Below are 25,917 nucleotides of genomic sequence, written 5' to 3' on the forward strand. Positions count from 1 at the left end.
GGGACGTAATTTTCGAATGAAAATAGCGTCAAACCGTAATCCAGTTCTCAACATTATGAATCATTCATTCGTACAGGGTCGACAATGATTGAAATTGAAATACGCCCTCTCGGCGACCATGAAATTTTACACGCCGTACCGGCGGGGAAACGTGATAAACCGCTGCCTGTTGTGGTTTTTTATCATGGGTTTACCTCATCGAAGCTGGTTTACAGTTATTTTGCGGTGGCGCTGGCGCAGGCGGGTTTTCGCGTGGTGATGCCGGATGCGCCTGACCACGGCGCGCGCTTCACGGGCGGTGAACATGCGCGGTTTGGGCAGTTCTGGCACATTCTGCACGGCAGCCTGACCGAGTTTGCCGGGTTGCGCGATGCGCTCTATGAAGCCGGGCTGGTGGCCGACAATCGGCTGGCAGTGGCCGGGGCGTCGATGGGCGGCATGACGGCGCTGGGGATTATGACGCATCATCCAGAAGTGCGGTCTGTCGCCTGTCTGATGGGCTCGGGCTATTTTACCTCGCTGGCGAAGACGCTTTTTCCCCCTCAGGATTTAACGGAAATTACGGCGATGCTGGCAGAGTGGGAAGTGTCCCGGGCACTGCCGCGCCTGGCCGATCGCCCACTGCTGCTGTGGCACGGTGATGCGGATGATGTGGTCCCGCCCGATGGAACCTTCCGTCTGCAGCAGGCGTTAATAAATGAAGGACTGGACGGTAATCTGACCTGTTTGTGGGAGTCGGGCGTTCGCCACCGCATCACGCCAACGGCGCTGGACGCTACGGTGGCGTTTTTCCGCCAGCATCTTTAAACCCGCAGGACTTTTACCCCTTGATCTTCCAGCTTCTGGAGGATCTCGGGGTTCGCCCCTTTGCCGGTGATGACCATGTCGATCTGTTCTGCGCGGCTGAACAGCATGCCTGCGCGTTCACCGACTTTGCTGCTGTCCACCAGTACAACGAGTTTGCCCACTACGTTGAGCATGTTTTGTTCCGCCATCGCGGTCAGCATATCGGTTTTATATAAACCATCCACCGTCAGGCCTTTGCCGCTGGTAAACATCCAGTGTCCGGCATAAAGACTGTTTTCGCTGTCCTGAGGGCTGAGCGTGATGGACTGGCTTTTGTTGTACTGGCCGCCCATGATCACGACGCTCTCATGTTCCTGATCGATCAGGTAGTTGGCGAGCGGTAAGTAGTTGGTAATGATTTGCACCGGCTTGCCGCACATTTCACGGCCCAGCAGAAACGCCGTGGAGCCGCAGTTGATGACGACACTCTCACCCGGGTTCACCAGCTGCGACGCTGCTCTGGCAATCCGTACTTTTTCATCATGATTCTGCGCCTGGTGGATATTCATCGGCGTCCAGCGTGGGCGCTGCTGGCTGATGGCTTCCGCGCCGTTGCGGACTTTCTTCAGCTTACCGCTCTCATCCAGCTTATTAATGTCACGCCGCGCGGTCGCCGGGGAAATCCCTAAACGTTCGATCACTTTCTCGACGGTGATAAACCCTGTTTGCGCCAGGAGTTCCAGTAAAATTTGATGCCGTTGCGCTTCCGTCATGAGCTATTCCGATAAGAATTGATTTGAAAAGATGATATTTGAAATAGCGTGAAATTACTAAAAGAAATATGAAATCGCCAGACACAGGGTCTGGCGATGTGGCCACATAATCAGAGGAAGGACTTGAACGGCAGATCTGGCTCAATGGTGAAGCAATCATCGAAACCGCGTGGGTAGTGATACTCGAGATTGTCTTTGTCCAGAGGCCAGGTGAACTTGCCGCCTACCTGCCAGATAAATGGCTTGAAGCCGTACTTCAGGCGGTCTTTTTTCATCTCCCACAGCACGCGGATTTCCTGCGGATCGGCCTGGAAGTTTGACCAGATATCATGGTGGAACGGGATCACCACTTTGGTGTTGAGCGCTTCCGCCATGCGCAGCATATCGGCGCTGGTCATTTTGTCGGTGATGCCGCGCGGGTTTTCGCCGTACGAGCCCAGCGCCACGTCAATCTGATGTTCGTTGCCGTGCTTCGCGTAATAGTTGGAGTAGTGGGAGTCACCGCTGTGGTACAGAGAACCGCCCGGCGTTTTGAACAGGTAGTTCACCGCACGCTCGTCCATACCGTCTGGCAGCACGCCTGCGGCTTTCTGATCGACCGGCAGGGTAATCAGCGCGGTACGGTCAAAGGCATCCAGCGCGTGGATTTCAATGTCTTTGATTTTCACCACGTCGCCAGGCTTCATGACGATGCAGCGCTCTTTCGGCACGCCCCAGCCAATCCAGAGGTCTACACAGGTTTGCGGCCCGATAAACGGCACGTCGTCCGCACAGTTTTGCATTACCGCTGCCGCCACGTTCACGTCGATATGATCGTTGTGATCGTGGGTAGAGAGAACGGCGTCGATCTGACGAATGGCAAAAGGATCAAGCACAAACGGCGTGGTGCGCAGGTTCGGCTGCAGTTTTTCCACACCAGCCATACGCTGCATCTGATGGCCTTTTTTCATCAGCGGATTACCGTGGCTCTGTTTGCCGGTGCCGCACCAGAAATCGACGCAGATATTGGCACCGCCTTCAGATTTCAACCATATACCGGTGCAGCCCAGCCACCACATTGCAAACGTGCCAGGAGCAACCTGTTCCTGCTCGATCTCTTCGTTCAGCCAGCTACCCCATTCCGGAAAGGTGCTCAGAATCCATGATTCACGGGTAATGGATTTCACTTTACTCATCGTTTTGACTCCTGGTTTTAATCAAAAGTAATCATATGGTGATTTGTTATGATTAATGCTGGCACTATTTGACGTGCTTTGCAATGGTGAAAATGAGTAATTTTATCTGCCCGACCTCACGGACTCTCCACGAATTACTTGTTAGATTATCGTGTATCAATCATTAATCTAATGAATTGTAAGGATTAATTTATTCCTGTGGTACGGTAGTGAAAATCATTACTAACAGCATGGAAATAAATTGCGTGATGCGTCACAAATAATCAAATGCAATCTTGTGGTGATTATTTGTGATTAATAGAGTGATGGCACCAACCACACAGGGATTGCCCCTCGTGTTCTCATTTCTGGAGAGAGTTATGGAGATCCTCTACAACGTCTTTACCGTTTTCTTTAATCAGGTAATGACCAACGCCCCGCTGCTGCTGGGCATCGTGACGTGCCTAGGTTATATCCTGCTGCGCAAAAGCGTGAGCGTGATTATTAAAGGAACCATCAAAACCATTATTGGTTTCATGCTGTTGCAGGCGGGGTCAGGCATTCTGACCAGCACCTTTAAGCCGGTCGTCGCCAAAATGTCTGAGGTGTATGGCATCAACGGCGCGATCTCTGATACCTACGCCTCCATGATGGCGACCATCGATCGCATGGGTGATGCCTACAGCTGGGTGGGTTATGCGGTCCTGCTCGCGCTGGCGCTCAACATCATTTATGTGCTGCTGCGCCGCATTACCGGTATTCGCACCATCATGCTTACCGGGCATATCATGTTCCAGCAGGCTGGGCTGATCGCGGTTTCTCTCTATATCTTCGGCTACCCAATGTGGACCACGATTATCTGCACCGCGGTGCTGGTCTCGCTCTACTGGGGTATCACCTCCAACATGATGTACAAGCCAACGCAGATAGTGACCGACGGCTGCGGTTTCTCCATCGGTCACCAGCAGCAGTTTGCCGCCTGGCTTGCTTATAAAGTTGCGCCGTACCTGGGTAAAAAAGAAGAGAGCGTTGAAGACCTTAAGCTACCTGGCTGGCTGAATATCTTCCACGACAACATCGTTTCAACCGCGATTGTGATGACCATCTTCTTCGGCGCCATTCTGCTCTCTTTCGGCATTGATGTCGTGCAGGCGATGGCGGGTAAAACCCACTGGACGGTCTATATCCTGCAGACCGGTTTCTCCTTCGCGGTGGCGATTTTTATCATCACTCAGGGCGTGCGTATGTTCGTCGCCGAGCTGTCGGAAGCCTTCAACGGCATCTCCCAGCGCCTGATCCCTGGTGCGGTACTGGCGATTGACTGTGCGGCTATCTATAGCTTTGCGCCAAACGCCGTCGTCTGGGGCTTTATGTGGGGCACCATCGGCCAGCTGATTGCGGTGGGCATCCTGGTCGGCTGCGGCTCCTCAATCCTGATTATTCCTGGCTTTATCCCGATGTTCTTCTCCAACGCCACCATCGGCGTGTTTGCTAACCACTTCGGCGGCTGGCGAGCGGCGCTCAAGATCTGCCTGGTGATGGGCATGGTGGAAATCTTCGGTTGCGTGTGGGCGGTCAAGCTCACCGGTATGAGCGCCTGGATGGGCATGGCGGACTGGTCAATTCTGGCACCGCCGATGATGCAGGGCTTTGCCTCCGTCGGTCTGGTCTTTATGGCCGTCATCATCCTGATTGCTCTGGCTTATATGTTCTTCGCTGGCCGTTCGCTGCGAGCTGAAGAAGATGCGGAAAAACAAACAGCAGAAGTGTCTGCTCATTAAGGAGTTTCGATTATGACCGTACGTATCCTGGCTGTGTGTGGCAATGGGCAAGGTAGCTCCATGATCATGAAGATGAAAGTGGACCAGTTTTTAACCCAGTCAAACATCGACCACACGGTGAACAGCTGCGCAGTGGGTGAATACAAAAGTGAACTGAACGGCGCGGACATCATCATCGCTTCAACTCACATTGCCGGTGAGATTAGCGTGTCGGGCAACAAATATGTGGTAGGTGTGCGCAACATGCTGTCGCCTGCGGATTTCGGGCCAAAACTGCTGGAAGTGATCAAAGAACACTTCCCACAAGACGTGAAGTAAGGACGCCGCATGAAACTACGTGATTCGCTGGCAGAGAATAACTCCATCCTTTTACAGGCCGACGCCAGCACCTGGCAGGAAGCGGTGAAGCTGAGTGTGGATCTGCTGGTTAAGGCGGACGTTGTCGAGCCGCGCTATTACCAGGCCATTCTGGATGGCGTGGCGCAGCACGGCCCCTATTTCGTCATTGCGCCGGGCCTGGCGATGCCGCACGGCCGCCCGGAAGAGGGCGTCAAGAAAACCGGCTTCGCACTGGTGACGCTGAAAACGCCGCTGGTGTTCAACCACGAAGATAACGACCCGGTCGATATCCTGATCACCATGGCGGCCGTTGATGCCAATACCCACCAGGAGGTGGGCATCATGCAGATCGTCAACCTGTTTGATGACGAAGCCAATTTTGACCGTTTACGCGCCTGCCGCACCGCGCAGGAAGTACTGGATTTAATTGATAACGCCACAGCGGCGGCCGTTTAAGAGGAATTGAACATGTCATTACCAATGTTGCAAGTTGCGCTGGATAACCAGACGCTGTCTCACGCTTACGAAACCACCCGCCTGATTGCGGAAGAGGTGGATATCATCGAAGTGGGGACCATTCTGTGCGTGGGCGAAGGCGTGCGCGCCGTTCGTGACCTGAAGGCGCTCTATCCGCACAAAATCGTGCTGGCGGATGCCAAAATTGCCGACGCAGGCAAAATCCTCTCCCGCATGTGCTTCGAAGCCAACGCCGACTGGGTCACCGTGATCTGCTGCGCAGATATCAACACCGCCAAAGGTGCGCTGGACGTGGCAAAAGAGTTTAACGGCGACGTGCAGATTGAACTGACCGGCTTCTGGACCTGGGAGCAGGCGCAGGAGTGGCGCGACGCGGGCATCCAGCAGGTGGTTTACCACCGCAGCCGCGATGCTCAGGCCGCAGGCGTGGCGTGGGGAGAAGCCGATATCAGCGCCATCAAACGTCTGGCGGATATGGGCTTTAAAGTCACCGTCACCGGTGGCCTGGCACTGGAAGATCTGCCGCTGTTCCAGGGCATCCCTATTCACGTCTTTATTGCTGGCCGCAGCATTCGCGACGCGGCATCTCCGGTGGAAGCGGCGCGTCAGTTCAAACGCTCAATCGCTCAGCTTTGGGGTTAAGGAGCGGTTATGTTGTCAAAACAGGTTCCGCTTGGCATCTATGAAAAGGCACTCCCTGCGGGGGAGTGCTGGCTGGAGCGGTTACAGCTGGCAAAACAGCTGGGTTTCGATTTTGTCGAAATGTCAGTGGATGAGACGGACGAGCGTCTCTCTCGCCTGGACTGGAGCCGCGAACAGCGCCTGGCGCTGGTGAGCGCCATTGCCGAAACCGGCGTGCGCGTGCCGTCCATGTGTCTGAGCGCCCACCGTCGTTTTCCGCTCGGCAGTGAAGACGATGCCGTGCGTGCACAGGGGCTGGAGATTATGCGCAAAGCCATTCGCTTTGCGCAGGATGTCGGCATCCGCGTGATCCAGCTGGCGGGTTATGACGTTTACTATCAGGAAGCCAACGATGAAACGCGCCGTCGTTTCCGTGACGGCCTGAAAGAGAGCGTTGAGATGGCAAGCCGCGCGCAGGTCACGCTGGCGATGGAGATCATGGACTACCCGTTGATGAACTCCATCAGCAAGGCGCTGGGCTACGCGCACTATCTGAATAACCCCTGGTTCCAGCTTTATCCTGATATCGGCAACCTGTCGGCGTGGGATAACGACGTGCAGATGGAGCTGCAGGCGGGCATCGGACATATCGTGGCGGTGCACGTTAAAGATACCCGTCCTGGCGTGTTTAAAAACGTACCGTTCGGCACCGGGGTGGTGGATTTCGAACGGTGCTTCGAAACGCTCAAACAGACAGGCTATTGCGGGCCGTACCTGATTGAGATGTGGAGCGAAACGTCTGACGACCCGGCCACGGAAGTGGCAAAAGCGCGGGACTGGGTGCGCGAGCGGATGGCGCGGGCGGGTTTGCTGGAGGTTGCACATGCTTAAGCTGAAACAGCAGGTCTTTGAGGCCAATATGGATCTGCCACGCTATGGCCTGGTGACGTTCACCTGGGGCAACGTGAGCGCCATCGACCGCGAACAAGGTCTGGTTGTGATCAAGCCGAGCGGCGTGGCGTATGACACCATGAAAGCTGACGATATGGTGGTGGTCGACCTCGAAGGAAACGTCGTTGAGGGCAAATGGCGGCCCTCTTCGGACACGGCTACCCACCTGGCGCTGTACCAGCGTTATCCGTCACTGGGTGGTGTTGTGCATACCCACTCCACGCACGCCACCGCCTGGGCACAGGCGGGGTTACCCATCCCGGCGCTGGGCACGACGCATGCGGACTACTTCTTCGGTGACATTCCCTGCACGCGGGTATTATCGCAGGCTGAAGTAGAAGGGGAGTACGAACGTAACACCGGTAAGGTGATTATCGAAACGCTGGGTGAAGCTGAACCGCTGCATACGCCGGGGATTGTGGTGTACCAGCACGGTCCGTTCGCCTGGGGTAAAGATGCCCACGACGCGGTACATAATGCTGTCGTGATGGAGGAGGTGGCTAAAATGGCGTGGATTGCTCGCGACATTAATCCACAGCTTCAGGGCATTGATGATTACCTGATGAACAAGCATTTCATGCGCAAGCACGGCCCGAATGCCTACTACGGGCAGAAGTGAATAAGTGCTCTGGAATACCAAAAACAGTTGTAACCGGTGGTATTCCGGAGCCATTCACAAAAAAAGCCCCCGGGCAGGGGGCAACGTCAACTATGGCTATGTTCTCGTTGTTGTCTTTCCTGGTGCTAGCGTTAAAGCGTTACCGGTAGATATCTGCACTGGCGTGCATGTTGCCGTTGCTGCCGGGCTCACGAGTTAACATCACGTGGTAATAGGTTGCGCCCCGGGCATCGGTCTCTTCGTTTAGTGCCTGATCTGCTTCGCTTTCAGTGGCGAAATTATGGTTGATATAGATTACGCCCAAGCTTTGCACATCATCCATGTTTCTGGCCTGTCGGCCGTCTAGTTTGATGGCTGCCATCGCGTTTGCACTGAGCAAAAGCGCCGCCATTATGGCTACTGCGATTTTTTTCATGATATGCGCTCCACGACTGCATGCTGCGAAAGGGGGGATGCTCCTTCTTTAATTCAAGTGATCTCTGATTAAAGTGTAATCATTCATCCGGCGGGGATGCGTGACCATTTCTGATGCAGTTGTTCAAAAAAACAACGCTTCCTGATGCGATTAATTTTAAATCACCCACTTAGACCAGCTTTACGCTTTGTGCGAATTATTTGTGCAATCAGCTTGAGTTTCCTGGGGCGCGCAAGTATTATAACGCGTCAATTTTTCAGCCGACCTTTAACACGTTCCTTGCCTCCCCGGGCCTCGGCTGACCCAGACAGGAGGCTGAATAATCCGTAAGGAGCAATTCGATGCGTCATTACGAAATCGTTTTTATGGTCCATCCTGACCAGAGCGAACAGGTTCCGGGTATGATCGAGCGTTACTCTGCTGCCATCACTGGTGCAGAAGGTACGATCCACCGTCTGGAAGACTGGGGCCGCCGTCAGTTGGCTTACCCGATCAACAAACTGCACAAAGCACACTACGTTCTGATGAACGTTGAAGCGCCGCAGGAAGTGATCGATGAGCTGGAAACTACCTTCCGCTTCAACGATGCCGTTATCCGCAGCATGGTTATGCGTACCAAAAACGCAGTTACCGAAGCATCTCCGATGGTTAAAGCGAAAGACGAGCGCCGTGAGCGTCGCGATGATTTCGCAAACGAAACCGCAGATGATTCTGATGCTGGGGATTCTGAAGAGTAATTTCTGATGACCAACCGTCTGGCGTTGTCCGGCATCGTATGCAGGGCTCCCCTTCGAAAGGTCAGTCCATCAGGAATTCCGCATTGCCAGTTCGTGCTTGAGCATCGTTCTGTGCAAGAGGAAGCCGGGTTTCACCGGCAGGCGTGGTGCCAAATGCCCGTTATTATTAGCGGACACGAAAACCAGGCCATTACTCACAGTTTAACGGTCGGTAGCGCAGTAATCGTTCAGGGGTTCATCTCTTGCCACAAGGCAAAGAACGGCCTGAGCAAAATGGTTCTGCATGCCGAGCAGATTGATTTGATAGATACTGGAGACTAGCCATATGGCACGTTATTTCCGTCGTCGCAAGTTCTGCCGTTTCACCGCGGAAGGCGTTCAAGAGATCGACTATAAAGATATCGCAACGCTGAAAAACTACATCACCGAAAGCGGTAAGATTGTCCCAAGCCGTATCACCGGTACTCGTGCAAAATATCAGCGTCAGCTGGCTCGCGCTATCAAACGCGCTCGCTACCTGTCCCTGCTGCCGTACACTGATCGTCATCAGTAATCGGGCACGGTCCATTAATACGACTTTAAGAGGATAAGGTAATGCAAGTTATTCTGCTTGATAAAGTAGCAAACCTGGGCAGCCTGGGTGATCAGGTTAACGTTAAAGCGGGTTACGCACGTAACTTCCTGGTTCCACAGGGTAAAGCTGTTCCAGCTACTAAGAAAAACGTAGAGTTTTTCGAAGCACGTCGCGCTGAACTGGAAGCCAAACTGGCTGACGTTCTGGCGGCTGCTAACGCTCGCGCTGAAGCAATCAACGCACTGGGCACTGTTACCATCGCTTCCAAAGCTGGCGACGAAGGTAAACTGTTCGGTTCCATCGGTACCCGCGATATCGCTGATGCAGTTACTGCAGCAGGCGTTAAAGTGGCTAAGAGCGAAGTTCGCATGCCGAACGGCGTTCTGCGTACCACTGGTGAGCACGAAGTTGACTTCCAGGTTCACAGCGAAGTGTTCGCTAAACTGGTTGTTAACGTTGTAGCTGAGTAATTTTTACTCTGCTCGCGTCGAAGCGCCGGCCTTGTGCCGGCGTTTTGCTTTTTAACGCTACCAGAAATTCTCTTTTTATCTCGTATGGTCGCTATTCCTGACGTATTCTCTGATAATAAAATGAAACGCAATTTTATTTATGAGATTTGTCATGGATACCGCTCTGCCCACGCCCGTCTTTGCCCGTCGACATGTGGCCTACGCCTGCGCCACGCTCTGCTGCCTGCTCTGGGGTAGCTCGTACCCTGCCATTAAAAATGGCTACGAACTCTTTCAGATCGCGGCCGATGATATTCCATCCAAAGTCGTTTTTGCCGGATACCGTTTTCTGTTTGCCGGCGCCTTGCTGCTGCTGTTTGCGCTGGCCCAACGAAAACCGATTGGCAGGCTCACACCCACGCAGTTTGGCCAGCTTACGATCCTCGGGCTGACCCAGACGACCATTCAGTACACTTTCTTCTATATAGGCCTGGCCTACACGACGGGGGTGAACGGCTCAATTATGAACGCCACCGGAACCTTCTTCAGCGTGCTGCTGGCGCACTTTATCTACCACAATGACAAACTCAGCTATAACAAAACGCTGGGCTGTATTCTTGGGTTTGCCGGGGTGATGCTGGTGAACTTCCACAGCGGGTTAAACGATTTCCAGTTTGTCTGGAAAGGCGACGGTTTTGTGGTGCTGGCGGCTTTTATTCTCTCTGCCGCCACGCTTTACGGGAAACGTATTTCCCAGACCGTTGACCCAACGGTGATGACTGGCTGGCAGCTGGCGATCGGCGGGGCTGCGCTGGTTGCGGGAGGTTATGCCACGGGCGGGACGCTGGAAGTGCACAGCATGAAGGCTGTCGCGGTGCTGGGGTATCTGACGCTGCTCTCATCGGTGGCGTTCGCCCTCTGGAGCGCGCTGCTGAAAGTGAACCGGGTAAGCATGATTGCTCCGTTCAACTTTGTCATTCCTGTTGCAGGGACGGTGCTTTCCGCCATTTTCCTCGGCGAAAACATTCTGGATATCAAATACGCAATTGCGCTGGTGCTGGTCTGCTCGGGGATCTGGTGGGTGAATAAGCGGAACGCCTGAGAACAAAAGTGCCGGGTGGCGGCTTCGCCTTACCCGGCCTGTGCCATTAACGTGCTCTGATAAAACTGCCGTCCGGCTGGCGGGTAAACAGCACCTGCTGCCCATTTCCGGTATCAATGGTCAGCCCGGTGACCACGCCGCTGGCGTTCTGACGAATCTGTACCATCTGGCCGTTCTGCAGGTTACTGAGCGGTTTACCTGCGCCTTCCACTTTTGCCATGGCATACACGTCGGTCGGCGGCAGGTTGTGGTCGCGGAACAGCTGCGCAAGGGTTTTGCCTGACTCCACGCGATAGGAACGCCACTGCTGCTCAATGCCGGTAGGCTGCTGAGTTTGCGGCTCAGACGGTGCTGCGGCCTGCTCCTGCTCATCCTGAACGGGTTCGGGTTCAACAGGCGCGACCTGACCCGGATCGTTAGACGGGGTTACCAGCTGCGTCTGCATCGGCTGCGCGTCAGGCTGCGGCCGCGTTTGCGACTGAAGATCCAGCTGCGCATTGCGGGTGACCGGCGCGGTATCGACATCATCACCGCCAGAAGGAAGCAGGAAGCCCACGATGACCATCAGCGCACCAATGATGATCCCTCTGCGGTGCAGAGGAGGCAGCGGATCCATAATGCGAAAATTATCCGGCGCCTGCCAGATTTTCGCCAGGGTAGGTTTCAGTTCAAATCGCCCGGGCATGGCTCTCCTCCTGCTCCGCGTCTTTTATATCCTGTGCTTCGAAGTATAGTTCGCTAACTGCCTGAACGACGTAGCAAACCGGACATCCGTGACATCAGTTCGGGATTAATCCTGGTTGTCTCTATTGTTTCTGTTTCGCCGCGGTTTGTCACCTTAACTTAAGACAAAGTTTTACCCATAAGGGCATGGCTGATATGCTGCCCGCTACTTTAAATGTGATGGAAGGAAAACCCATGACCACCCCGACTTTTGACACTATCGAAGCGCAGGCAAGCTACGGTATCGGCTTGCAGGTAGGACAGCAGCTGAGCGAATCCGGCCTGGAAGGTCTGTTACCTGAAGCGCTGGTGGCGGGTATCGCTGATGCGCTGGAAGGCAAACAGCCTGCCGTTCCGGTTGACGTTGTGCACCGTGCGCTGCGTGAAATCCACGAACGTGCTGACGCCGTGCGTCGCGCGCGCTTCGAAGAGATGGCCGCCGAAGGTGTGAAATACCTGGAAGAGAACCGCGAGCGTGAAGGCGTGAACAGCACCGAATCCGGCCTGCAGTTCCGCGTAATCAACCAGGGCGACGGCGCAATTCCTGCGCGTACCGACCACGTTCGCGTGCACTACACCGGTAAACTGATCGACGGTACCGTGTTCGACAGCTCTGTTGCGCGCGGCGAACCGGCTGAATTCCCGGTCAACGGCGTGATCGCAGGCTGGATCGAAGCTCTGACCCTGATGCCAGTGGGTTCCAAATGGGAACTGACCATCCCGCACAACCTGGCTTACGGCGAGCGTGGCGCTGGCGCGTCCATCCCGCCATTCAGCACCCTGGTATTTGAAGTCGAGCTGCTGGAAATCCTGTAATCGACTTTTCTTATTTCCTCTCTCCGCCAGGGGAGAGGAAAATAGTGATAAAACCTATAGTTACGACGGAATCAACATTTTATCTTGCAAACGAAACTGTTGCGTGTATTTTTGTGAGCTGTTTCGCGCTGCATGAGTGATATGACACTCACTTTCAACATATTATTAACATAATATCTAAATCATAGTATTCATCCCGCCGATTCTTACCTAATATCGATAAACCCTTACAAAGGGACCGTCATTTATTTGACGTTTTTAAAGGCCAGAAGAGCCTTAACAACACAGACAGGCATAAACAGGAAAAATTACATGGTAGATCAGGTCAAAGTCGCCGCTGCAGAAGAGGCGACGTCTGAACAGTCGCTACGGCGCAATCTCACAAACCGTCATATACAGCTTATCGCCATTGGCGGTGCCATCGGCACCGGGCTGTTTATGGGGTCGGGCAAAACCATCAGTCTTGCCGGGCCGTCGATCATTTTCGTCTATATGATCATTGGTTTTATGCTCTTCTTCGTGATGCGTGCAATGGGTGAATTGCTGCTCTCGAACCTCGAATACAAATCCTTCAGCGACTTCGCGTCTGACCTTCTCGGCCCGTGGGCTGGCTATTTTACCGGCTGGACCTACTGGTTCTGCTGGGTGGTCACCGGCATGGCGGACGTCGTGGCGATTACCGCCTACGCGCAGTTCTGGTTTCCGGGGCTGTCGGACTGGGTCGCCTCGCTGGCGGTGATTATTCTGCTGCTAAGCCTGAACCTCGCCACCGTGAAAATGTTCGGTGAGATGGAGTTCTGGTTCGCGATGATCAAGATTGTCGCTATCGTGGGGCTGATTGTGGTGGGCCTGGTGATGGTCCTGACGCATTTCCAGTCGCCGACTGGCGTTCAGGCGTCCTTTACCCATCTGTGGAATGACGGTGGCTGGTTCCCGAAAGGCATCAGCGGCTTCTTTGCTGGCTTCCAGATTGCGGTATTTGCGTTTGTGGGGATTGAACTGGTGGGAACCACGGCTGCGGAAACCAAAGATCCGGAGAAATCCCTGCCGCGCGCCATCAACTCCATTCCGCTGCGCATTATTATGTTCTACGTCTTCGCGCTGATTATCATCATGTCCGTGACGCCGTGGAGCTCGGTGGTGCCAAACAAGAGCCCTTTCGTTGAGCTGTTCGTGCTGGTAGGGCTGCCTGCTGCCGCGAGCCTGATTAACTTCGTGGTGCTGACCTCTGCGGCCTCTTCCGCGAACAGCGGCGTGTTCTCAACCAGCCGCATGCTGTTTGGTTTGGCGCAGGAGGGCGTGGCGCCGAGCGCCTTTGCGAAACTCTCTAAACGTGCGGTGCCGGCGAAAGGGCTAACCTTCTCCTGCATGTGTCTGCTGGGTGGCGTGGTCATGCTCTACGTGAACCCAAGCGTGATTGGCGCGTTCACCATGATCACCACGGTCTCGGCGATCCTGTTCATGTTCGTCTGGACCATTATCCTGTGCTCGTACCTGGTGTACCGCAAACAGCGTCCGCACCTGCATGAGAAGTCGATCTACAAGATGCCGCTGGGCAAGCTGATGTGCTGGGTGTGTATGGCGTTCTTCGTGTTCGTGCTGGTGCTGCTGACGCTCGAAGATGACACCCGTCAGGCGCTGATCGTCACGCCGCTGTGGTTTATCGCGCTGGGGCTGGGCTGGCTGTTTATCGGTAAGAAACGTATGGCAGGCATGCGTTAAGCATGTTGCCGGGTGGCGCTGACGCTTACCCGGCCTACGTTCGAGGACGTTGTAGGCCCGGTAAGCGCTAGCGCCACCGGGCTTTTTTATTTATCAGCCAATGCCCGCGGGAACAGAACGTTATTCTCAAGACTGATGTGTTCCATCAGGTCATCAATCATCTCATTAATGCCGTTGTACATCGCTTTCCAGGTGGTGCACGCTTCCGGCGGCGGTGTGACGTTGTTGGTGGTGTGTTTGATGACTTCCAGCAGTTCGCCGGCATCATCATGTTCGCTTTCCATCACGCTGATGGGCCCCATCGTCTGGCTTCCCATTCCCTGTTTGATCATCGGGAAGAGGATCTGCTCTTCTTTCATCATGTGGCTGGAAAGCTCTTCATGCAGCATGGTCAGGTATTTCGCCAGACCGCGGGGTACGGAGGGTTTATCAGCGTGAACGCGCTCAACTTTGGTCGCCTGCAGAATCAGCTCAGGTAGCTGCTCACGGTGGCGGTCGTGGTAACGCACGATGATATGGTCGATGATTTCAGCGAGCGGGGCGGTGCGCCAGTCTTTGTCGACAGGCTGTTCGGCCAGAAGTGCCAGCTCCGCTTCTATAACCTCCACGTCCAGCTCTTTACGCGAGGCCGCTCGCGCCAGCGTTTGCTTACCGCCGCAGCAGTAATCCATGTCGTATTTGCGGAACAGCGCAGAAGCGCGAGGGATGGAGAGCGCCAGCTCGCCCAGGGGTTGGTCGCGAAAGGCCATAGCAGTTACCTCGTCATCAAAAATATAAGGTGCATATTAAATGCATCTTTATGGCGACGCTATAACCCTTTAGTGGGAAGGGGGAAAGTGAGACGCCGATCACAAAAAAATGTCCCGTTTAACTCCCTGAATGGACATAAGAAAGTGGTTTAGAAAGTTTTTAAAGGTGGAGAAACAGTAAACAACCCGCCGCGCGTGCCGATAGATACACGTCAGACAAACCTGCATATAACAAAGGCGACGCATGTTTAAACGTATAAAAGTCATAACTCTTCTTATTTCGGTGCTGCTTGTGCTCGGCATCATGCAAGTGATTTCCGCGGGTATCTTTATCAACGCGCTGAATAACGATAAAGACAACTTCACCGTGTCGCAGCTTTCCAGCCAGAACGTGGCGGAATTTACCGACGCCTGGATCAGCCTGAACCAGGCGCGCGTCACGCTAAACCGCGGGATGCTGCGTCTGCAAAGCAGCATGGCCTCTCAGATTAACGGCGGACAGCTGAACGAGCTGGTTAACACCGCGAAAAACCTGCTGGCTAATGCGCAGGTCCATTACGACAAATACTACGCCCTGCCGAATACCCCGGGTCTGGATGAGAACCTGGCCGATCGGCTGGAAGAGCAGTACCGCATCTACTCCGCCACGTTGACGCAAATGAACGTTCTGCTGGGCCAGGGCAACCTGGAAGAGATGTTCAAACAGAATGCCGAACAGAAGCAGACGGCAATGCAGAAGGTCTATCGCGAGTGGCGCGAGGCGCAGGCTGCGCTTACCAGTAAAGGCATTCAGGATAACGAAAGCGACTACAAGCGCATCCTGTGGATCCTTTCTGCCGTCATGATTCTCGTCATTGCGGTAATTATCTCCAGCTGGATCGCCATGCGCCGCGTGCTGCTGCTGCCGCTGGAAGAGGTGATCAACCATATCCGCGCCATCGCGGCAGGGGATTTAACTCAGCCGATTCAGGCTGAAGGCAAAAACGAAATGGCGATCCTGGCGCGCAACGTTCAGGAGATGCAAACCTCGCTGGCCAACACGGTTGGCGTGGTGCGTGAAGGCGCAGACACCATCTATACCGGCGCGGGTGAAATAACTGCGGGCAGCAACGATCTCTCTTCCCGTACCGAACAGCAGGCCGCGTCTCTGGAAGAGACCGCTGCCAGCATGGAACAACTGACCGCCACCGTGAAGCAGAACGCCGATAACGCGCGTCAGGCTTCCCGGCTTGCGCTGGATGCCTCCTCAACCGCGAAAAAAGGCGGTAATGTGGTGGAAGGCGTCGTGCGTACCATGGACGAGATCGCCACCAGCTCCAGCAAAATCGCGCAAATTACCAACGTGATCGACGGCATTGCCTTCCAGACCAACATTCTGGCGCTGAACGCGGCAGTGGAAGCGGCGCGTGCGGGCGAACAGGGCCGTGGCTTCGCGGTTGTTGCAGGTGAAGTACGAACGCTTGCCCAGCGCAGCGCCCAGGCGGCGAAAGAGATTAAGGCGTTGATTGATGATTCCGGCGAGCGCGTCAATGCGGGTTCTCAGCTGGTAAACGAAGCGGGCGCGACGATGGCGGAAATCGTCAACGCGGTTACCCGGGTGACCGACATCATGGGCGAAATTGCCTCTGCCTCTGACGAGCAGAGCCGCGGTATCGATCAGGTGGGCCAGGCGGTAGCGGAGATGGACCGCGTTACCCAGCAGAACGCCTCGCTGGTGGAGGAGTCTGCGGCGGCAGCGGCGGCGCTGGAAGATCAGGCCGCACGCCTGAACGAAGCGGTAGCGGTGTTTAAAATTACGCGTAATCAGGCGGTTAAAGCGGCGCCGGTGAAAACCTATGTGCCAAAAGCGCAGCCTGCTGCGACCGTAGCTGAAGCGAACTGGGAAACGTTTTAAGGGCTTGCCCGGTGGCGGCTACGCCTTACCGGGCCTACGGTTTTGTAGGCCCTGCAAGCGCAGCGCCGCCGGGCAATGCTCACATCTCCGACGCCGGAACGACCCTCGGTTTTTCCGGCTTCGCTCTTACCGCCATCACCACCCCCACCACCAGCAGCGCGATCCCACAGGCCGTTAACAGCGGCGGCACACTCTGGCGCATCAGGAAGGTGTACAGCAGCCCGGCCAGGGTTTCGAACACAATCAGCGGCCCTAAGATCACCGTCGGCAGCTTCTGGCTGGCAATGTTCCAGCACAGCGCGCCCACCCAGGAGCACAGCACCGCAATCGCCACCATCAGGCCAATAAAGACCCAGGGTCTTGGTCCGAAGGGCTGGGCAAACTCCGGCTGCTGATGACCCAGCCAGATGCATGCACCGGCATATCCCACTAACGAGACGGGGAGCGTGACCAGCGCCTGCGCCGTCGCCCACATCATCGGGTGCTTATCCGGATTCTCCCGCAGCCAGCGCGCATTACGCAGGGCGTACCAGGCCCAGCACGCGACCGAGATGAACGCTAAAACGATCCCAGAACCGTAACGCCACAAGCTGAAATCGCCCAGCCCGTGGCGCAGCTCGGCGATATTGACGCACACCAGCCCCACGGCGGTGCAGGCCAGGGCGGGTATCATTTTTGACCACGCCAGCTTGCCGTCCCGGTGGCTATAGAGCAGATTCGCGAAGATGGGAATAACCACCGGCAGCGTGCCGATAATCATGGTCGACACCGGCGCCCCGGTACGCTGAATGGCGCTTGCCAGGCAGACGTAATAGATGAGATTGCCCATCATGGTCAGCGCCAGCGCGGTGCCCCAGTCCTGACGGCTGAGCTGTCGCAAGCGCGTGCGCCCCAGCCATGCCAGAGGAAGGGCAATCAGCCCCAGCGCCAGATAACGTCCGGTAGACTGCAATATCGCCGGATATTCCGGCACGATCAGTGGGCCGACAAAGATCAGCCCCCACATCAGACCTGCAAGCAGGGCATACAACACACCGCTAATCATTTTTCCATCCACATTGATTTACTCTGCACTCAGTCTAGGAGGGTGAAACGCGCGCGTATTGTATGAGATTGCGCATTAGCGCCGGGCGACCTGCTTCTGATAGCGTACGGGCGTAATGCCGTAGCGGCGGGTGAAGGCGCGGGTTAAATGCGACTGGTCGGTCAGCCCGGTCGCGGCGGCGACCTCTGCTGCGGGCATGCCGTGAGTGAGGAACGCTTTGGCGCGCCACAGGCGAATCGCCATCAGCATCTGGTGCGGCGTAACGTGAAAGTGGGCTTTGAACTGGCGCTGGAAATGATACGGGCTGAGCGAGACGACGCTCGCCAGCTCGTCCAGCGTCAGGGCGTGCATGTAGTTGTCGTGCAGGTACTCGCGCACGCGCTCAAACCGGTGCGCACCTTCGTGAATCACCGGCGCGTGATGGGCTAGCGGCTGGAAAGTCTCAATCAAATCCAGCAGCAAGCTTTTTTGCGCCAGCGGGTCGTCCGTGTGCCACAGTCCGTAAATCAGCTGGCCGATTTGCTGCGAGCGCAGCGGATCGTGGCGCGTAACGTCGCTAAACCACCAGTGACGCAGGCCGGTCACCTCTTCCAGAAGATCGGGTTCGATGTAGACCATCCGGTAGCGCCAGCCGCCTTCGGTGGCGGATTCCCCCGTGTGGATCTCGTCCGGGTTCATGGTGACAACGGATTTTTCCGCCGCGAGATGCTGCGTGCCGCGATAGCGAAAGCGTTCGGCACCGGTTTCGATGGTGCCGATGCCGAAGGCTTCATGCGTGTGGGGCTCAAAGGCGTAGTCCGAGATATGGGCGTGATAGAGTTCCAGGCCCGGCAGCTGCGCCAGATGGCGAAAGCGCGCGCTGTCTCTCTCGTCAGTAAACTGTTCTGGTACGCCTTGCACGGTGAGCCTCCTCATGGGTCATCACTTTATTATCAGAGATGACCCGAGGGGATGCCACAAAAAATAACCAATCCGTAACAATTACAGAATGGCGTTGACGCTTTCCGCCAGCGGGGTGGTCGGGCGGCCGATCAGTTTGCTCAGGGTACGGCTGTCGTCAAAGAGCCCGCCTTTGGAGGCGCCCACGTCGGAGTCCGCCAGCATATCCGCCAGCCCGGCAGGTAAACCCACGCTCTTCAATGCGGCTGCAAAGTCCGCTTCGCTCAGATTTTGATACGCCACAGGTTTGCCGCTCTGCTTACTCAGTTCCGCTGCCAGTTCGCTCAATGTCCAGCCGTGGTCGCCAGCCAGTTCATATACCTTGCCCGCATGACCCTCTTCAGCGATCACTTTGGCGGCCGCCGCGGCGTAGTCTGCACGGGTCGCGGAGGCAATTTTGCCTTCGCCTGCGGCACCAATGAATACGCCGTGTTCCAGCGCAGGCGGCGCGCTCGCCAGATAGTTTTCGGTGTACCAGCCGTTGCGCAGCAGGGCGTATGGCACGCCAGATTCTGCCAGCGCTTTCTCGGTTTCGACATGTTCAACGTGCAGACCCAGCGGTGATTTATCCGCGTGCAGCAGGCTGGTGTAGGCGATAAATTTCACGCCTGCCGCTTTGGCGGCGTTGATGACGTTCTGGTGCTGGGCCGCGCGCTGGCCCACTTCGCTGGAGGAAATGAGCAGCAGTTTATCCACGCCGCTCAGCGCGGCAGTGAAGGCGGCCTCATCGGCGTAATCCGCCTGACGAACCACAATACCCTGGTTGCTTAACGCTTCAGCTTTCGCCGGGTTACGCACAATGGCAACAATCTGGTTTGCTGGAACGGTTTTCAGCAGTTCTTCAATAACGTGTTGGCCAAGCTGGCCGGTAGCGCCGGTAATCGCGATCATGATAAATCTCCTTCGTGTTTGTCTGGTGTTGTGGCACACTATCACCATAGCTAACTTTTAGTAAGTACGTACAAAAAGGTAAGTATGAAAAAAACGATCCCAACGCTCAGCGAGCAAATGCGCGATGGCAATCTCTTCGCGGAACAGTGCCCTTCACGGGAGGTGCTCAAACACGTAACCAGCCGCTGGGGCGTGCTGATCCTGCTGGCTCTTCGCGGAGGAACGCACCGTTTTAGCGAGCTGCGCCATAAAATGGGCGGGGTGAGCGAAAAGATGCTGTCTCAGTCGCTTCAGGCGCTGGAGCAGGACGGCTTTGTCGATCGCGTGTCGTATCCGGTCGTGCCGCCGCACGTCGAGTATAGCCTGACGCCGATGGGCATTGAGGTGAGTGAGAAAGTCGCCGCGCTGGCGGACTGGATTGAAGTCAATACGCCGAAGGTGATGGCGAACCGGGAAGAGCGGGCGGCGTAAAAGCCGGGTGGCGGTTTCGCCTTACCCGGCACAATCATCGCTACCTGCTTAAATCCACCTGATAAATCGCGAACCCGATATCATCCGTCGCAACCTTCTTCATCGGATACTGCGCCTTATCCTTAATAAACGCGGCTGCCTTATCGGACGGTGAGGTTTCAAAGCGGATATCCAGTTTCGTCTCGCTGTGGATTGGCGCAAGTCGCCAGTTGTTGTCCACCGCCGGGTGAATTTCGCCTGCCTTCTTCGACTCCGCGCCGATCCACGCCGCCAGCACCGAACGGTTCTCATCTGGAGAAGCAAAGGCGATGTGGCTATCGCCCGTTCCGGCAAACTTGCCGCCGTAGGCGCGGTAGTTATTGGTCACGACCAGGAAGGTGGCACTCGGGTCAATCGCCTTGCCGTTGAAGGTCAGGTTTTTGATGCGCTCCGCCTGAGGGTTAATAGCCTGACACTCGCCGTCATATTTCGCCGGCTGGGTGACGTCAATCTGGTAATTCACGCCGTCGATCACGTCGAAGTTGTAGGTGCGGAAGCCGTCCCAGTTAATCAGCGATTGCGGTTTGCTGCTGTTCGGATCGATCTGGTTGAACTGCCCGGCGGAGCATTCCAGCCACTCTTTCACCTCTTTCCCCGTGGCTTTAACCACCACCAGGGTATTCGGGTAGAGATAGAGATCGGCAGCGTTACGGAATGTCAGCTGGCCTTTTTCGACCTCAACATAGCTTGCCGGGTCGTTCTTGCGTCCGCCCACTTTGAATGGCGCCGCGGCAGACAGCACCGGCAGTTTTGCCAGATCCGGATCGCCCTGAACAAAGTGTTCGGCATAGGCTTTCTGGGCCATGTTGACCACCTGAACGGTCGGATCGTCCTGCACCAGCGCCAGGAAGCTGTACATGTTGTCGGCGGATTTGCCGATCGGCTTGCTGACGAATTCGCGGGTGGCGTCATGGTCGTGCTTCAGCACCTCGACCAGCTTTTTATCTTCAAACGCCAGGGATTTTTTAGCCGCCGCGTCGTAAATCGGGCGCGCTTCTGCTTTTGACTGCGTTACTTTCCAGCTGCCGCCGTCGTTATTCAGCACCAGATCCACCACGCCGAGATGATCGCCCCACATGCCCGGCATCACCGATGGCACGCCGTTGAGCGTCCCTTTCTCGATATTCGCTCCTTTAATGCTGGCGAAATCTTTGCCCGGGAAAACAGCGTGAGCGTGACCGAACAGGATCGCGTCAACGCCCGGGACTTCGCTCAGGTAGTAAACGGAGTTCTCCGCCATGGCCTGATACGGATCGGCGGAGAGTCCCGAGTGGGCGACAACCACCACCAGGTCTGCGCCTTTCTCGCGCATCTCCGGCACGTATTTGCGCGCGGTTTCGGTAATGTCATTAACGGTCACTTTACCGTCGAGATTAGCTTTATCCCACGTCATGATTTGCGGCGGTACGAAGCCGATATAGCCGATTTTCAGCGTCTGCTTTTTCCCGTCCTGATCGACAACCTCGGTCTCTTTTATCAGGTAAGGAGTAAAGAGCGGCTTTTGCGTCTTAACGTCGATGATATTGGCGTTAACGTACGGGAATTTCGCACCGGCCAGCGCATCGTGCAGGTATTTCAGGCCGTAGTTAAATTCATGGTTGCCCAGGTTACCGACGGCATAGTCCAGCGTGTTCATCGCTTTATAAACCGGATGGATCTCGCCTTTCTTCAGACCTTTCGCCGCCATGTAATCGCCGAGCGGGCTGCCCTGGATGAGATCGCCGTTGTCCACCAGCACGCTATTTTTGACTTCGCCGCGCGCGGCGTTGATCAAACTTGCTGTGCGTACCAGTCCGAATTTTTCCGTAGGGGTATCTTTGTAGTAATCGAAGTCCATCATATTGCTGTGCAGATCGGTCGTTTCCAGAATACGCAGATCTACCGTCGCTGCCTGTACGCTCGCTGCAATCAGCGTCGCCAGAAGCGTTGCACTAAACTTAATCATCAGAGGAGTCCTTTTTTCGATCCGTTCCACAAAAGAGTATGTATCTATCGCTTGTTGCTTACAGAAATGTGAATCCTGACAGAAAAAAGCGACCTGAAACCGGAATTGCTTCACAGATAGCGGAATTGTTCACATTACGATATAACTAAAACAAAGAGTTAACCTCACTGCGTTAACAAAGAGGTGGAAAATGCTAGATAAGATTTGTCAGCTCGCACGGGATGCGGGAGATGCCATCATGCAGGTGTATGACGGTGTAAAACCGATGGAGGTCGTCAGCAAGGCGGACGACTCCCCGGTTACGGCGGCCGACATCGCGGCGCATAAGGTGATCCTGCAAGGACTGCAGGCCTTAACGCCGGAGATCCCCGTTCTGTCTGAAGAAGCGCCGCAAAGCTGGGACGAGCGCCAGCACTGGCAGCGCTACTGGCTGGTCGATCCGCTGGACGGGACAAAAGAGTTCATCAAGCGCAACGGTGAGTTCACCGTCAATATTGCCCTGATTGAGAAGGGCAAAGCGGTGCTCGGTGTGGTCTACGCGCCGGTCATGAAGGTGATGTACAGCGCCGCAGAAGGGAAGGCCTGGAAGGAGGAGTGCGGCGTGCGCAAGCAGATACAGGTGCGCGATGCCCGTCCGCCGCTGGTGGTGATTAGTCGCTCGCACAGCGACAGCGAGCTTGAGGAGTATCTGCAGCAGTTGGGTGAACACCAGACCACCTCGATTGGCTCATCGCTGAAATTCTGTCTGGTGGCGGAAGGTCAGGCGCAGCTGTATCCACGCTTCGGGCCAACCAACGTCTGGGATACCGCGGCAGGTCACGCCGTTGCTGCGGCCGCCGGGGCGCATGTACATGACTGGCAGGGCAGGCCGCTGGACTATACCCCGCGCGAGTCATTCCTCAACCCCGGCTTCCGCGTTTCTCTTTACTGAGCCAGCAACTTGTGCAGCAGGGCGACAACCTGCTGCACCTCTTCCTGGGTTAACGCGCCGTCTTTCACCCACTGAACGCGGCCGTCCTTATCCAGCACGACAATCGCCGAGCTCTCTTCCTCAAGCTGCCAGGCCTTACGCGTCACGCCGTTGCTGTCGACGATAAACTGCGACCACGGGTAGAGCTTTTTATTACTCTCAAGGCTGGAGCGCACAAACATCCCGGAGCCCGGAATGGCGTCATCGGTGTTCACAATCGTGGTGGTCTGGTAGCGGTCATGGGGGAATTTTGCGGCCTTGATCGCCTCCACCAGGCTGGCATTTTTCTCTTTTGCGGATGTACGACCGGCAATATGTTGTACAACTCTCACTTTGCCCGCGAGCTGCGCGCTATTCCAGGCTTTATAGCTAAACTTATCATTGTCGAGAATCAATTCTCCCCGGTCAGCAATGCCGACTGGCGGTACACGTTGTCCTTTTTCAATGCTGTGAGCGGAAGCCCACAGGGGCAGCAGCAGACAAGCTGCTGCAAGGATGTTACGTAGGGTCATGGCGTTTCCTTATTGTTTGCAGGTGATCCGACCACTTGGTCATACGCTTTTAATCATAAGTGCGATCAATGTGGTTTTCCCGCAATCCCGATGCCAGTTTGCGGGTGAACGCACATATCCATGAAAAAACGACGGCTTATACTGCTCCCTGTCACGCTTTGCAAAGATTATTCTGAATAATTGTAATCAAACGGTAAATAAACTTATGCACACTGGGTAACACCGTAGTTCTGGTCTATAGTCATTGGGCATCAAAATTTGCGCTCAGGACAGTCGGGCCGATTGTGGCACCGCAAGAGCGTATGATTCGCAGGAGATACAAGAATGAAAATTTTCCAACGCTACAACCCGCTTCAGGTGGCGAAGTACGTGAAGATCCTGTTCCGTGGACGGTTGTACATCAAGGATGTTGGCGCTTTTGAGTTTGATAAGGGTAAGATCCTTGTCCCAAAAGTGAAGGACAAACAGCACCTGTCTGTAATGTCCGAAGTCAACCGTCAGGTTATGCGTCTGCAGACTGAGATGGCTTAACCAACGTGCTATGCAGTAGGTAGTTAGAAAAACGGCTCCCGATGGGAGCCGTTGATGTTTGTGGAGATAGCGCGCTTTACGCCGACACCTTCTCTTCCGCATCTGGCAGCTTCGGCACCAGCACGGTCGGTTTGTTGTCGATACGCGTCACCAGCAGCTGGTCGATGCGGTAGTTATCAATATCCACCACCTCAAACTTGTAGCCGGAGAACTTCACCGAGTCGGTACGTTTCGGGATTTTACGCAGCATAAACATCATAAAGCCGCCGATGGTCTCGTAGTTGCCGGACTGCGGGAACTCGTCGATATCCAGCACGCGCATGACATCGTCAATCGGCGTACCGCCGTCGATAAGCCATGAGTTCTCATCACGCTGAACAATCTGCTCTTCCAGCCCCTGGCCAACCAGGTCGCCCATCAGCGTGGTCATCACGTCGTTCAGGGTGATAATACCCACCACCAGCGCATATTCGTTCATGATCACCGCGAAGTCTTCCCCGGCGGTTTTGAAACTTTCCAGCGCTTCGGAGAGCGTCAGGGTGTCCGGCACAATCAGGGTATTGCGGATCTGCACGCCGCTGTTGAGCGCCAGGCTCTGGTTTGCCAGCACGCGGTTCAGCAGATCTTTGGAATCGACATAACCAATAATGTGGTCGATATCCTCATTACAGACCAGGAACTTAGAGTGCGGGTGCTGCGCCACTTTGTTCTTCAGGCTCTGCTCATCTTCGTGTAAATCGAACCAGATAATGTTTTCACGGCCCGTCATGGAAGAGGGCACGGTACGGGATTCCAGTTCAAATACGTTCTCAATCAGCTCGTGCTCCTGCTTACGCAGCACCCCGGCCAGCGCGCCGGCTTCCACCACCGCATAAATGTCGTCAGAGGTGATGTCGTCTTTACGCACCATTGGCAGCTTAAAGATGCGGAAAATGACGTTCGCCAGGCCGTTGAAGAACCACACCAGCGGGCGAAACACGTACAGACAGAAGCGCATCGGGTTGATGATACGCAAAGCCACAGCTTCTGGCGCAATCATACCGATGCGTTTCGGGGTCAGGTCTGCGAAGAGAATGAACAGGCCGGTCACCAGCGAGAAGGAGAGGATAAAGCTCAGCTGTTCGGCAAGCTCAGCGGACATGTACTTCACAAAGAGGCTGTAAAATGCCGGGGAAAACGCTGCATCGCCCACGATACCGCCGAGAATGGCGACGGCGTTCAGGCCAATCTGCACCACGGTAAAGAACATGCCGGGATTTTCCTGCATTTTCAGGATGCGGGTGGCATTGATGTTGCCTTCATCGGCAAGCAGCTTAAGTTTGATTTTACGGGACGCGGCCAGCGAGATCTCCGATATCGAGAAAAATGCACTGACGGCAATAAGACAAAGTATTACTAAAATACTGTTTAACATAGTTTATCCGGCTTCTCGCCAGATCCTCAGAAGGGGAGTTGATACCATTTGTGTGAAAACACATTGAACGTCAGCTCGTAGCGTTGAGCCGATTATTTCAGCGGGTAGTATAGCGTAAAGAGATGTAAACCTGCCAGAGGTCACATTTTGGCGCTTAAGAACCGATAAGCATTGTGCTTGGGATTTGATGGGAATCATTTTCATTTAAAGAGGGTTTTCATGCATTCTAAACCGGATCTTTATCCAATCTTTACACAGCGAAATGTGCATTATCTGGACGGGACGGCTTCCTCTGAACGCTCTTTTATGTGGCTATGTGTCAGTGTCGATTAGTTGGAAAACTAAGCGGAGTCAGCCTTAGGATCCGGGATAAGAATGTGGCTTAGCACCGTGCAGTAGAACTATCTGAGGTTTTTATAAGGCTCTTCCTGCTAAAGGCAAATACGAAACATGCTTCTAAAGGCCAGAGATAAGCAAA

29 protein-coding genes are annotated in these 25,917 nt (G+C 55.1%); 18 read left to right on the forward strand and 11 right to left on the reverse strand.

The window, feature by feature from the left end:
* Positions 1-84: 84 nt before the first annotated feature.
* Positions 85-807 (forward strand): esterase, encoded by a 723-nt coding sequence (gene yjfP / locus MX657_RS02500; protein ID WP_346807184.1) that lies wholly within the window; start codon positions 85-87, stop codon positions 805-807.
* On the opposite strand, the gene ulaR is transcribed toward yjfP, so the two are convergent.
* Both ulaR and ulaG read right to left on the reverse strand, forming a co-directional pair.
* The gene (gene ulaR / locus MX657_RS02505) at positions 804-1,559 is read right to left on the reverse strand and encodes an HTH-type transcriptional regulator UlaR (protein WP_218728298.1); all 756 of its coding nucleotides are present in this window, start codon (positions 1,557-1,559) and stop codon (positions 804-806) included. The two genes, yjfP and ulaR, sit on opposite strands and share 4 nt — an antisense overlap.
* 110 nt (positions 1,560-1,669) lie before the next feature.
* Complete coding sequence (gene ulaG / locus MX657_RS02510; RefSeq protein WP_346807185.1) at positions 1,670-2,734, reverse strand: L-ascorbate 6-phosphate lactonase; 1,065 nt, start codon at positions 2,732-2,734, stop codon at positions 1,670-1,672.
* Positions 2,735-3,093: 359 nt separating this feature from the next.
* Here ulaG and ulaA point away from each other — a divergent pair, with 359 nt between their 5' ends.
* The 6 genes from ulaA to MX657_RS02540 are packed head-to-tail and all read left to right on the forward strand — an operon-like array spanning position 3,094 to position 7,501.
* Complete coding sequence (ulaA, locus tag MX657_RS02515; RefSeq protein ID WP_080328803.1) at positions 3,094-4,494, forward strand: PTS ascorbate transporter subunit IIC; 1,401 nt, start codon at positions 3,094-3,096, stop codon at positions 4,492-4,494.
* 12 nt (positions 4,495-4,506) lie between these two features.
* Positions 4,507-4,812 carry a PTS ascorbate transporter subunit IIB gene (gene ulaB, locus MX657_RS02520; protein WP_003856022.1) on the forward strand — a complete coding sequence of 102 codons (306 nt, stop codon included), beginning with the start codon at positions 4,507-4,509 and terminating at the stop codon, positions 4,810-4,812.
* A 9-nt stretch (positions 4,813-4,821) separates the two neighbouring features.
* Positions 4,822-5,289 (forward strand): PTS ascorbate transporter subunit IIA, encoded by a 468-nt coding sequence (gene ulaC / locus MX657_RS02525; RefSeq protein WP_028015266.1) that lies wholly within the window; start codon positions 4,822-4,824, stop codon positions 5,287-5,289.
* A 12-nt stretch (positions 5,290-5,301) separates the two neighbouring features.
* A complete protein-coding gene (gene ulaD / locus MX657_RS02530; protein WP_023334265.1) occupies positions 5,302-5,952 on the forward strand; it encodes a 3-keto-L-gulonate-6-phosphate decarboxylase UlaD in 651 nt (216 codons plus the stop codon).
* Positions 5,953-5,961: 9 nt separating this feature from the next.
* Entirely contained in the window at positions 5,962-6,822 is an 861-nt protein-coding gene (locus tag MX657_RS02535) for an L-ribulose-5-phosphate 3-epimerase (protein ID WP_080328805.1), read from the forward strand.
* A complete protein-coding gene (locus tag MX657_RS02540; protein WP_119917137.1) occupies positions 6,815-7,501 on the forward strand; it encodes an L-ribulose-5-phosphate 4-epimerase in 687 nt (228 codons plus the stop codon). Before MX657_RS02535 ends, MX657_RS02540 begins: the two co-directional genes overlap by 8 nt.
* Positions 7,502-7,640: 139 nt before the next feature.
* Here MX657_RS02540 and yjfY read toward each other — a convergent pair whose 3' ends face one another.
* A complete protein-coding gene (gene yjfY, locus MX657_RS02545; RefSeq protein ID WP_080328807.1) occupies positions 7,641-7,916 on the reverse strand; it encodes a DUF1471 family protein YjfY in 276 nt (91 codons plus the stop codon).
* A gap of 341 nt (positions 7,917-8,257) precedes the next feature.
* Between yjfY and rpsF the strand changes: the two genes are divergently transcribed.
* The 5 genes from rpsF to MX657_RS02570 all read left to right on the forward strand — a co-directional run bounded on the left by rpsF (position 8,258) and on the right by MX657_RS02570 (position 10,778).
* On the forward strand, positions 8,258-8,653 hold the full coding sequence (gene rpsF / locus MX657_RS02550) for a 30S ribosomal protein S6 (RefSeq protein WP_014068637.1): 396 nt from the start codon (positions 8,258-8,260) through the stop codon (positions 8,651-8,653).
* 6 nt (positions 8,654-8,659) lie between these two features.
* Positions 8,660-8,974, forward strand: coding sequence for a primosomal replication protein N (priB, locus tag MX657_RS02555; RefSeq protein ID WP_028015270.1), 315 nt, complete (start codon positions 8,660-8,662; stop codon positions 8,972-8,974).
* Between the two features lie 4 nt (positions 8,975-8,978).
* The gene (rpsR, locus tag MX657_RS02560; RefSeq protein ID WP_000135199.1) at positions 8,979-9,206 is read left to right on the forward strand and encodes a 30S ribosomal protein S18; all 228 of its coding nucleotides are present in this window, start codon (positions 8,979-8,981) and stop codon (positions 9,204-9,206) included.
* 41 nt (positions 9,207-9,247) lie between these two features.
* Positions 9,248-9,697 (forward strand): 50S ribosomal protein L9, encoded by a 450-nt coding sequence (gene rplI, locus MX657_RS02565; RefSeq protein WP_006810372.1) that lies wholly within the window; start codon positions 9,248-9,250, stop codon positions 9,695-9,697.
* A gap of 151 nt (positions 9,698-9,848) precedes the next feature.
* On the forward strand, positions 9,849-10,778 hold the full coding sequence (locus MX657_RS02570) for a DMT family transporter (protein WP_346807190.1): 930 nt from the start codon (positions 9,849-9,851) through the stop codon (positions 10,776-10,778).
* 46 nt (positions 10,779-10,824) lie between these two features.
* Here the strand turns inward: MX657_RS02570 and MX657_RS02575 are convergent, their stop codons facing one another.
* On the reverse strand, positions 10,825-11,463 hold the full coding sequence (locus tag MX657_RS02575; protein WP_119917139.1) for an OapA family protein: 639 nt from the start codon (positions 11,461-11,463) through the stop codon (positions 10,825-10,827).
* 233 nt (positions 11,464-11,696) lie between these two features.
* Between MX657_RS02575 and fklB the strand changes: the two genes are divergently transcribed.
* Positions 11,697-12,317 carry an FKBP-type peptidyl-prolyl cis-trans isomerase gene (gene fklB / locus MX657_RS02580; protein ID WP_008502892.1) on the forward strand — a complete coding sequence of 207 codons (621 nt, stop codon included), beginning with the start codon at positions 11,697-11,699 and terminating at the stop codon, positions 12,315-12,317.
* A 312-nt stretch (positions 12,318-12,629) separates the two neighbouring features.
* Positions 12,630-14,039, forward strand: coding sequence for a D-serine/D-alanine/glycine transporter (gene cycA / locus MX657_RS02585; RefSeq protein WP_119917140.1), 1,410 nt, complete (start codon positions 12,630-12,632; stop codon positions 14,037-14,039).
* An 86-nt stretch (positions 14,040-14,125) separates the two neighbouring features.
* On the opposite strand, the gene ytfE is transcribed toward cycA, so the two are convergent.
* A complete protein-coding gene (ytfE, locus tag MX657_RS02590; RefSeq protein ID WP_119917141.1) occupies positions 14,126-14,788 on the reverse strand; it encodes an iron-sulfur cluster repair protein YtfE in 663 nt (220 codons plus the stop codon).
* A gap of 244 nt (positions 14,789-15,032) precedes the next feature.
* Between ytfE and MX657_RS02595 the strand changes: the two genes are divergently transcribed.
* Positions 15,033-16,682, forward strand: a complete 1,650-nt coding sequence (locus tag MX657_RS02595) for a methyl-accepting chemotaxis protein (protein ID WP_080328813.1) — start codon at positions 15,033-15,035, stop codon at positions 16,680-16,682.
* A gap of 79 nt (positions 16,683-16,761) precedes the next feature.
* Here MX657_RS02595 and MX657_RS02600 read toward each other — a convergent pair whose 3' ends face one another.
* The 3 genes from MX657_RS02600 to MX657_RS02610 form a co-directional block, all read right to left on the reverse strand.
* The gene (locus MX657_RS02600) at positions 16,762-17,727 is read right to left on the reverse strand and encodes a DMT family transporter (protein WP_119917143.1); all 966 of its coding nucleotides are present in this window, start codon (positions 17,725-17,727) and stop codon (positions 16,762-16,764) included.
* Between the two features lie 75 nt (positions 17,728-17,802).
* Positions 17,803-18,627, reverse strand: coding sequence for an AraC family transcriptional regulator (locus tag MX657_RS02605; protein WP_119917144.1), 825 nt, complete (start codon positions 18,625-18,627; stop codon positions 17,803-17,805).
* An 81-nt stretch (positions 18,628-18,708) separates the two neighbouring features.
* Complete coding sequence (locus tag MX657_RS02610) at positions 18,709-19,557, reverse strand: SDR family oxidoreductase (RefSeq protein ID WP_119917145.1); 849 nt, start codon at positions 19,555-19,557, stop codon at positions 18,709-18,711.
* Between the two features lie 84 nt (positions 19,558-19,641).
* Between MX657_RS02610 and MX657_RS02615 the strand changes: the two genes are divergently transcribed.
* A complete protein-coding gene (locus tag MX657_RS02615) occupies positions 19,642-20,028 on the forward strand; it encodes a winged helix-turn-helix transcriptional regulator (RefSeq protein WP_080328817.1) in 387 nt (128 codons plus the stop codon).
* Between the two features lie 40 nt (positions 20,029-20,068).
* On the opposite strand, the gene MX657_RS02620 is transcribed toward MX657_RS02615, so the two are convergent.
* Positions 20,069-22,012, reverse strand: coding sequence for a bifunctional 2',3'-cyclic-nucleotide 2'-phosphodiesterase/3'-nucleotidase (locus tag MX657_RS02620; RefSeq protein ID WP_346807196.1), 1,944 nt, complete (start codon positions 22,010-22,012; stop codon positions 20,069-20,071).
* A gap of 190 nt (positions 22,013-22,202) precedes the next feature.
* Here MX657_RS02620 and cysQ point away from each other — a divergent pair, with 190 nt between their 5' ends.
* Positions 22,203-22,943: a 3'(2'),5'-bisphosphate nucleotidase CysQ gene (gene cysQ, locus MX657_RS02625; protein ID WP_119917147.1), complete on the forward strand. Its 741-nt coding sequence runs from the start codon at positions 22,203-22,205 to the stop codon at positions 22,941-22,943.
* Here cysQ and MX657_RS02630 read toward each other — a convergent pair.
* Positions 22,937-23,494 (reverse strand): YtfJ family protein, encoded by a 558-nt coding sequence (locus MX657_RS02630; protein WP_028015282.1) that lies wholly within the window; start codon positions 23,492-23,494, stop codon positions 22,937-22,939. The genes cysQ and MX657_RS02630 overlap by 7 nt on opposite strands.
* A 324-nt stretch (positions 23,495-23,818) precedes the next feature.
* Here MX657_RS02630 and MX657_RS02635 point away from each other — a divergent pair, with 324 nt between their 5' ends.
* Positions 23,819-24,025 carry a DUF1107 domain-containing protein gene (locus tag MX657_RS02635; protein ID WP_008501430.1) on the forward strand — a complete coding sequence of 69 codons (207 nt, stop codon included), beginning with the start codon at positions 23,819-23,821 and terminating at the stop codon, positions 24,023-24,025.
* A gap of 76 nt (positions 24,026-24,101) precedes the next feature.
* Here the strand turns inward: MX657_RS02635 and MX657_RS02640 are convergent, their stop codons facing one another.
* Positions 24,102-25,439, reverse strand: coding sequence for a hemolysin family protein (locus tag MX657_RS02640; RefSeq protein WP_080328820.1), 1,338 nt, complete (start codon positions 25,437-25,439; stop codon positions 24,102-24,104).
* Positions 25,440-25,917: the final 478 nt, after the last annotated feature.

It is taken from the genome of Enterobacter chuandaensis, from assembly GCF_039718975.1.
In the GTDB taxonomy this organism is placed as follows: Bacteria; Pseudomonadota; Gammaproteobacteria; order Enterobacterales; family Enterobacteriaceae; genus Enterobacter; species Enterobacter chuandaensis.

What these genes read in the sequence shown, in the direction of transcription:
- rpsR (WP_000135199.1), top strand. Translation starts at nt 8,979, where the DNA reads ATGGCACGTTATTTCCGTCGTCGCAAGTTCTGCCGTTTCACCGCGGAA.
- yjfP (WP_346807184.1), top strand. Translation starts at nt 85, where the DNA reads ATGATTGAAATTGAAATACGCCCTCTCGGCGACCATGAAATTTTACAC.
- MX657_RS02630 (WP_028015282.1), bottom strand. Translation starts at nt 23,494, where the DNA reads ATGACCCTACGTAACATCCTTGCAGCAGCTTGTCTGCTGCTGCCCCTG.
- ulaA (WP_080328803.1), top strand. Translation starts at nt 3,094, where the DNA reads ATGGAGATCCTCTACAACGTCTTTACCGTTTTCTTTAATCAGGTAATG.
- rplI (WP_006810372.1), top strand. Translation starts at nt 9,248, where the DNA reads ATGCAAGTTATTCTGCTTGATAAAGTAGCAAACCTGGGCAGCCTGGGT.
- ulaR (WP_218728298.1), bottom strand. Translation starts at nt 1,559, where the DNA reads ATGACGGAAGCGCAACGGCATCAAATTTTACTGGAACTCCTGGCGCAA.
- rpsF (WP_014068637.1), top strand. Translation starts at nt 8,258, where the DNA reads ATGCGTCATTACGAAATCGTTTTTATGGTCCATCCTGACCAGAGCGAA.
- MX657_RS02615 (WP_080328817.1), top strand. Translation starts at nt 19,642, where the DNA reads ATGAAAAAAACGATCCCAACGCTCAGCGAGCAAATGCGCGATGGCAAT.
- MX657_RS02640 (WP_080328820.1), bottom strand. Translation starts at nt 25,439, where the DNA reads ATGTTAAACAGTATTTTAGTAATACTTTGTCTTATTGCCGTCAGTGCA.
- ulaB (WP_003856022.1), top strand. Translation starts at nt 4,507, where the DNA reads ATGACCGTACGTATCCTGGCTGTGTGTGGCAATGGGCAAGGTAGCTCC.
- MX657_RS02570 (WP_346807190.1), top strand. Translation starts at nt 9,849, where the DNA reads ATGGATACCGCTCTGCCCACGCCCGTCTTTGCCCGTCGACATGTGGCC.
- MX657_RS02610 (WP_119917145.1), bottom strand. Translation starts at nt 19,557, where the DNA reads ATGATCGCGATTACCGGCGCTACCGGCCAGCTTGGCCAACACGTTATT.
- cycA (WP_119917140.1), top strand. Translation starts at nt 12,630, where the DNA reads ATGGTAGATCAGGTCAAAGTCGCCGCTGCAGAAGAGGCGACGTCTGAA.
- MX657_RS02635 (WP_008501430.1), top strand. Translation starts at nt 23,819, where the DNA reads ATGAAAATTTTCCAACGCTACAACCCGCTTCAGGTGGCGAAGTACGTG.
- priB (WP_028015270.1), top strand. Translation starts at nt 8,660, where the DNA reads ATGACCAACCGTCTGGCGTTGTCCGGCATCGTATGCAGGGCTCCCCTT.
- ulaD (WP_023334265.1), top strand. Translation starts at nt 5,302, where the DNA reads ATGTCATTACCAATGTTGCAAGTTGCGCTGGATAACCAGACGCTGTCT.
- yjfY (WP_080328807.1), bottom strand. Translation starts at nt 7,916, where the DNA reads ATGAAAAAAATCGCAGTAGCCATAATGGCGGCGCTTTTGCTCAGTGCA.
- MX657_RS02600 (WP_119917143.1), bottom strand. Translation starts at nt 17,727, where the DNA reads ATGATTAGCGGTGTGTTGTATGCCCTGCTTGCAGGTCTGATGTGGGGG.
- MX657_RS02620 (WP_346807196.1), bottom strand. Translation starts at nt 22,012, where the DNA reads ATGATTAAGTTTAGTGCAACGCTTCTGGCGACGCTGATTGCAGCGAGC.
- fklB (WP_008502892.1), top strand. Translation starts at nt 11,697, where the DNA reads ATGACCACCCCGACTTTTGACACTATCGAAGCGCAGGCAAGCTACGGT.
- MX657_RS02540 (WP_119917137.1), top strand. Translation starts at nt 6,815, where the DNA reads ATGCTTAAGCTGAAACAGCAGGTCTTTGAGGCCAATATGGATCTGCCA.
- ytfE (WP_119917141.1), bottom strand. Translation starts at nt 14,788, where the DNA reads ATGGCCTTTCGCGACCAACCCCTGGGCGAGCTGGCGCTCTCCATCCCT.
- ulaC (WP_028015266.1), top strand. Translation starts at nt 4,822, where the DNA reads ATGAAACTACGTGATTCGCTGGCAGAGAATAACTCCATCCTTTTACAG.
- ulaG (WP_346807185.1), bottom strand. Translation starts at nt 2,734, where the DNA reads ATGAGTAAAGTGAAATCCATTACCCGTGAATCATGGATTCTGAGCACC.
- MX657_RS02575 (WP_119917139.1), bottom strand. Translation starts at nt 11,463, where the DNA reads ATGCCCGGGCGATTTGAACTGAAACCTACCCTGGCGAAAATCTGGCAG.
- cysQ (WP_119917147.1), top strand. Translation starts at nt 22,203, where the DNA reads ATGCTAGATAAGATTTGTCAGCTCGCACGGGATGCGGGAGATGCCATC.
- MX657_RS02535 (WP_080328805.1), top strand. Translation starts at nt 5,962, where the DNA reads ATGTTGTCAAAACAGGTTCCGCTTGGCATCTATGAAAAGGCACTCCCT.
- MX657_RS02595 (WP_080328813.1), top strand. Translation starts at nt 15,033, where the DNA reads ATGTTTAAACGTATAAAAGTCATAACTCTTCTTATTTCGGTGCTGCTT.